Below are 5457 nucleotides of genomic sequence, written 5' to 3'. Positions count from 1 at the left end.
GTCGTGACGCGTGCACGGGTCACCTCCGCGGCCGAGTTCCGGTTCGTGCTGCCACAGCGATTGGAGGCGAGTGGTCCACCGGAGAGCCGGGGGTTGCTGCGCGACTCGGTGCGACTGCTGGTCTCCGACCGGGGCAGGTTGGAACACAGCAGATTCCACGACCTGCCACGCTTCCTCCGCCCGGGTGACGTGGTGGTGGTGAACGCGTCGTCGACATTGGCCGCGGCGGTGGACGGGACCGTCGACGCGGTCGGACCTGTGGTCGTGCACTTCTCCACCGCTCTCGAGGACGGGGACTGGGCGGTCGAGGTGCGAGCGCCGGGACCGGTCTCCGGCGCCCTCGACACGGTCGCGGCGGGAGCGCGGATCGTTCTGCCGCGCGGCGTCGTTGCGACGCTCGTGGAACCCTGGCCCCTCGGGTCGACCAGGTTGTGGCGGGCCTCGATCGACGGCATCGCGGACGTAGCCGCGGAACTGCTCGCCACCTCGGGTCGTCCGATTACCTACGCGTACGTCCACGAACGCTGGCCCCTGTCCTCGTACCAGACGATCTTCGGCCACACCGGTGGAAGCGCCGAGATGGCCAGCGCCGCCCGGCCGTTCACCCATCCGATGGTTACCGACCTGGTGACCTCGGGGGTGGTGGTGGCACCGATCCTGCTGCACACGGGGGTCTCCTCGCCGGAGCGAGGGGAACCGCCGATCCCGGAGCGGTTCGAGGTGCCGGAGCAGACGGCGCGGCTGGTCAACGACCGGCGTGCCGCCGGAGGCCGCGTCATCGCGGTCGGAACCACCGTGACCAGGGCGCTCGAGACCGAGGCCACTTCGGGCGGCATGGCGGTGGCGGGCGCCGGCTGGACGGGCCTGGTTCTGAGTGCGGAGAGGCCGACCCGGGTCGTGGACGGCCTGATCACGGGCTGGCACGCACCGGGGGCGTCGCATCTCATGCTGCTCGAATCGGTGGTGGGAGAGAAGGCCGTCCGTCGCGCCTACGACGAGGCGCTCGCACGTGGCTACCTGTGGCACGAGTTCGGAGACAGTGCGTTGTTGCTGCGACGGTGACGATGCAATCGCGGTTCTCGACAGCGGCGCTGTGTGCGAGTTGACTGAAGTTGGTGATCTCGGAGAACAGAAGCGATCGCGGAGGACAGGACGTCGTCATGAACATGGGAAAGAAGATCCGGCACAAGGTCGAAACCGCCGAAGGCGCCGCCAAGAAGGCTGTCGGCAGGGCTACGGGGAATGCCCACCTCGAGGCGGAGGGGAGCAAGGAACAGGCCAAGGGCAACACCAAGCAGATGGGAGACAAGTTCAAGGACGCGGGCAAGAAGATCAAGAACGCTTTCAAACATTGATCGAACCTCGGTGAGTCCGGACTATTCGTTCGACAGCAGCGGCCCCAGCGGTCCGAGATCGATGTTCAGATCCTCGGGCATGAGATCGAAATGCTCACGCAACTCTGCCATTCGCTCCTCGAGCAGCATGAGTGTCGTGCCGATGCGTTCGATCTGCTCGTCGCTGAGATCGCCGTGCTCGACTCGGCGTATCGCCTGCCGTTCCATCAATTGGCGCAGTAGTTCGACGATCGTCAGGACCAGGGTGACCAGGCCCTTCTCGACGGATTCGGGGTCGGCGTCGATTCGCTGCGGCAGAACCCGGCGACCGATGTCGGTCGGTGCATCCGAATCGACGGGGTCGGGTTCAGTCATCGGCGGGCTCCGGCCCGACCGGGTCGGGGACGAGTGCGCTGACCGATGCGATGAGTGTGCGCAGCGAGATCCGGACCATGTCGACGTCGGCGAGCGACAGGGTGATCTCACCGGTGATGACGACACCACCGCCGAGCACCCGATCGAGCAGATCGACGAGCGCGATGCGGCGAGTGTCGTCCCCGGGGACCATCTCGCTCATGTGCTCACCCGTCGATCCCGGCGAAGGAGTACGGCGGCCACGGTCCGGTCAGATCCAGTGTGATGCCCGGGCGTTCGGTGTCGAGTGCCGACACGAGCGCAGCGAAGTCGTCGACCCGTGAGTTGTCCACGAGGTAGGTGCCGTTGAAGATCATCCAGGCCCGTTTCCCGGTCAGCACCGGATCGGTGACTTGCCGTCGAACCCCGTCGACGGCATGGCCCCGGAGCGCGGAGTGAATCTCGTCCGCGTGGCCGGCCGCCCGGCGTTCCACGTCTTGCTGTGCGCTCAACTCCGCACGACGACGCAGGAGATACGCGGTCCCCTTGCCCGCCGCACCCGTCGCGGAAGGCTCCTCCTTCACGTTCTGCGCCAAAGCCTTCGCGTCTCCGTACGCTTTGACACCCCACTCGCTTCGTCCGGTCACCCGACGCAGCGTTGCGCCGAACTCCTCCTGTCGTTCGTCGAGGAGGAGGCGAACGCGATCGTCGTCGAGGTAGAGGGTCGCCAACCGCAATGGAACGGTGGGACCGTGGCGTAGCACGGCAGCCACCACGGCGTCGTGTGCTCTCGCGGTTGCCGCGAGCCAGTCGAGGTCCTCGAGGTTGCGCTGCAGCGGGTCCTGCCCGAATTCGCTCAGGCTCACTGTCCCCACCACCGCGACGAGACCCGCCGATGCCACCGCGCGGACCGGCTCGCCGGCCACGCCGGTGACCCCGGCGAGTTGTGCGTCGCCGATGCTGTCGGTGGTGATGCTGTACAGCCAGACACCGTCATCCGCGGTCATCGTCTTGCTCCTGACGTTTCGCCTCCACCTCGACCGTTTCGGCGGCCTCGACGGCAGGGCGAACAGACCTGCCGGACTCGAGTTCGGCGATCCGCTCCCGCAGCTTCCGGTTCTCGAGTTCGACGTCGCTGTTCCTGCCGGTCAGCCAGGGGTCGTGCTCCCACCAATCGATGCCCACCTCCTTCGCGGTTTCCAGCGAGGCGATCACCAGTCGCACCTTGATGGTCAGCAGTTCGATGTCGAGCAGGTTGACCTGGATGTCTCCAGCGATCACGAGCCCCTTGTCGAGTACGCGCTCGAGGATCTCGCCGAGGTTCGTCGACTGGTGCCCACCGCCCATTCCGCCGCCCGAACTCTGCGGAAGGTTGCTCGCGCCGCCGCCGGCGATCGTCATGACTGCGCGCTCCCGCTGTCACCGACACCGCGGATGTAGCGGCGGGTTCTGCGGTAGGACAACAGCTCTCCGTCCAGATCCAACACCACCTCGTACATCGCGAGCATGTCCGTCGACGACGGTATTCGCCGGTCCTCGACTACCTCCACCTCCACCGTCCAGCCGTCGTCGGTCGGCATGACCGATGTCGCACCCAGTGGTTTCTTGCCGGTCAACTGCGCAATGTCACGCGTCGCGATCTCGGCGATCTCGGGTGCCGGCAACGGTGGTGGCTCCTCTTCTGCCATCGCCCGTCACTCCTTTTCCGGACCGGTGGGATGTGCTGTTCCGGTCATTCGATCGAGGATGGCCTGCTGTGCCTGCTCTTCCTCCTCGGCGGAGATCTCGCCTGCCGCACGGGCGTCCTCCAGCTCCTCGAGAGCGCGGCGCGCACTCGCGGGATTGTGGACTTCCTCCTCGACCTGTCGCTGTATCAACTCGGCCAGCGAGATCACCCCGCGAACGGGGGCGAGTGGCAGGGTGGCGATGAACGACAGCAGACCCATCGGTCAGCCCTCCGGTTTCTGCGTCACCACGAAGTCGTAGGCGGCGAGCGGTCCGAGCAGGCGCATGTCGACTCGGCCGTCCCACTGCTCGGCCAGTTCTCCCACTGCCTTCTCGAGTTCTTCCTGCCGCGCAACTTCGACGAGGACGGCTACTTGCGCAGCCTCCTCCTCATGAGTCGGTTCCCGGACGTTGACCGAGTCGGACAGCGAGTCGAGTGCCTCGACCACCTTCCGGGTGTCTTCGTCGCGTTTGGCCTCGATGGCGTTGCCCACGATCTCGCCGAGGGCCATCCGGGCGTCGCGGGTGGTCTCCTCGGGCTGATCTCGGATCGTGCCGAGCAGCTTGCTCGCCTGTTCGTTCTCTTCGATTATTTCCCGGAGGATCGCCTCCTCGACGTATCGTCCCTTCACGACGTATTGTGCCCGGCCTTCGAGTTCCTCCAGCGCGGCGGCGAACTCCTCGGCGTGTGCCGCGAGTAACTCCTCCGCGACGGCGTCCTCATCGGTCATGACCGCCCCGAAACGAAGCGGGAGCACCGGTGCCACCCGAGACGTGCCGTCCAGCACGTGCGCATGGGTTCGGAGGTCCTCGGGCTTGCCGAGCGGTCTGTCCACTGAAATTTCGCTCACGAGCGCCGCGATGTCGCCGTGCTTGACGGTGCTGACCGGTCCGTCACACACGCCGACCGCGTCTTCTTCGGCTTCCACATCGGCAGGCACGATTCCGTACACGTAGACACCGCTGGTGCGCGGCTCGTCGGGTGCGTCGGTGCTCTGGTTTGACGTAGACATCACTTGTCCCCTCGAGTGGACTTGCGCGAAACCCGTTCGCGCTCAGGTTCTTCCTGCCCGCCGCCGAGGATGTCGCCGAGTTTCTCACCCGCGGACTCGAGTGCGCCCTTGGTCTTCGACTTGGCACCACCCTCGGTGACGTCCCCGACGAGATCCGTCAGGCCCTTCGGCTCGCCACTGCCGATTTCGAGCCGGTTCACGGCCTCCGCGAACCGCAGGTAGGTGTCGACACTGGCGACCACGACGCGTGCGTCGATCGTCAGCAGTTCGATGCCGACCAGCGAGACACGCACGTAGGCGTCGATGACGAGACCCTTGTCGAGGATGGTGTCGATGACGTCGGCGAGGCTACTCGAGCTGGGACCGCCGCTGACTCCGCCGCCACCTCCCCCCGCCGGTTGTATCGCCGTCATCGCCGTGCTCCTTGTCGCGAGCCCGCCGTCTTCGCGGCAGTCTTGCGTGGGCGACCTCGCCGTTTCGGGGCCTGATCCTCAGCGGCAGCCGCGGTCTTGCGCGGGCGACCTCGGCGTTTCGGCGGCGGGGGTGCTTCTGCTTCTTCCTCCTCGTCTGCTTCCTCGCCGGCGTCCTCATCCGTTTCCTCGATCTCGCCTTCGTCGGTCTCGCCTTCGTCGGTCTCCTCGGCCTCTTCGTCCTCGGCTTCTTCGTCCTCAGGCTCCTCGCCCTCGGCCTCGTCGCTTTCCTCGAGCTCTTCCGACTCCTCCGGCTGCGCCTCGTCCTCTTCGGGTTCGACTACCTCGCCGTCCCGGATCTCTCCACGCCAGCCCTCGACTTCGTCAGGATGGAGAATGGACTGTGTCATGACATGGCGTGCAAAGTGTTTCAATTCCAGTCGTGCTCGTCGTCCCTGTGCACGCCACAGGTTTCCCGTCTTCTCGAACAATCCCTTCGGGTGATACTCGAGGATCAGAACGATGCGCGTGAGATCGGGAGTCACCTCGTGGAACGTCACCGCCCCGTCGATGAAACCCTTGGCACCCTTCGAACGCCACACGATCCGCTCATCCGGGACC

Annotated in this window: 11 protein-coding genes; 2 read left to right on the top strand and 9 right to left on the bottom strand. The window is 66.0% G+C overall.

The annotated features are described in order from the left end of the window. Window positions 1-3: 3 nt before the first annotated feature. Together AC1D1G_RS40990 and AC1D1G_RS40985 are read left to right on the top strand one after the other, a co-directional pair. Complete coding sequence (locus AC1D1G_RS40990) at window positions 4-1062, top strand: S-adenosylmethionine:tRNA ribosyltransferase-isomerase (RefSeq protein ID WP_280784489.1); 1059 nt, start codon at window positions 4-6, stop codon at window positions 1060-1062. Window positions 1063-1160: 98 nt separating this feature from the next. Beyond that, window positions 1161-1355: a CsbD family protein gene (locus tag AC1D1G_RS40985; protein ID WP_280784488.1), complete on the top strand. Its 195-nt coding sequence runs from the start codon at window positions 1161-1163 to the stop codon at window positions 1353-1355. 21 nt (window positions 1356-1376) lie between these two features. Here the strand turns inward: AC1D1G_RS40985 and AC1D1G_RS40980 are convergent, their stop codons facing one another. The 9 genes from AC1D1G_RS40980 to AC1D1G_RS40940 all read right to left on the bottom strand — a co-directional run. After that, window positions 1377-1709: a gas vesicle protein K gene (locus AC1D1G_RS40980; RefSeq protein ID WP_280784487.1), complete on the bottom strand. Its 333-nt coding sequence runs from the start codon at window positions 1707-1709 to the stop codon at window positions 1377-1379. Then, window positions 1702-1911, bottom strand: a complete 210-nt coding sequence (locus tag AC1D1G_RS40975; protein ID WP_283332522.1) for a gas vesicle protein — start codon at window positions 1909-1911, stop codon at window positions 1702-1704. The genes AC1D1G_RS40980 and AC1D1G_RS40975 overlap by 8 nt, the downstream gene beginning before the upstream one ends. 4 nt (window positions 1912-1915) lie before the next feature. Continuing rightward, window positions 1916-2695: a GvpL/GvpF family gas vesicle protein gene (locus AC1D1G_RS40970; protein WP_477956470.1), complete on the bottom strand. Its 780-nt coding sequence runs from the start codon at window positions 2693-2695 to the stop codon at window positions 1916-1918. Continuing rightward, window positions 2682-3089, bottom strand: a complete 408-nt coding sequence (locus AC1D1G_RS40965; RefSeq protein ID WP_283332520.1) for a gas vesicle protein — start codon at window positions 3087-3089, stop codon at window positions 2682-2684. Before AC1D1G_RS40965 ends, AC1D1G_RS40970 begins: the two co-directional genes overlap by 14 nt. After that, window positions 3086-3376, bottom strand: a complete 291-nt coding sequence (locus tag AC1D1G_RS40960) for a gas vesicle protein GvpO (protein WP_280784484.1) — start codon at window positions 3374-3376, stop codon at window positions 3086-3088. The genes AC1D1G_RS40965 and AC1D1G_RS40960 overlap by 4 nt, the downstream gene beginning before the upstream one ends. Before the next feature lie 6 nt (window positions 3377-3382). Further along, entirely contained in the window at window positions 3383-3634 is a 252-nt protein-coding gene (locus AC1D1G_RS40955; protein WP_280784483.1) for a gas vesicle protein GvpG, read from the bottom strand. Window positions 3635-3637: 3 nt separating this feature from the next. Next, entirely contained in the window at window positions 3638-4426 is a 789-nt protein-coding gene (locus AC1D1G_RS40950) for a GvpL/GvpF family gas vesicle protein (protein WP_280784482.1), read from the bottom strand. Further along, window positions 4426-4839 carry a gas vesicle protein GvpJ gene (gene gvpJ / locus AC1D1G_RS40945; RefSeq protein WP_005246459.1) on the bottom strand — a complete coding sequence of 138 codons (414 nt, stop codon included), beginning with the start codon at window positions 4837-4839 and terminating at the stop codon, window positions 4426-4428. Before gvpJ ends, AC1D1G_RS40950 begins: the two co-directional genes overlap by 1 nt. Next, window positions 4836-5457 (bottom strand): SRPBCC family protein (locus AC1D1G_RS40940; protein ID WP_477956469.1); only part of this gene is annotated, 622 nt, incomplete at its 5' end. The genes AC1D1G_RS40940 and gvpJ, both read right to left, overlap by 4 nt.

The sequence above is a fragment of the Rhodococcus sp. P3_B8 genome, assembly GCF_056402775.1.
This window is presented reverse-complemented; position numbering and strand designations above follow the sequence as displayed.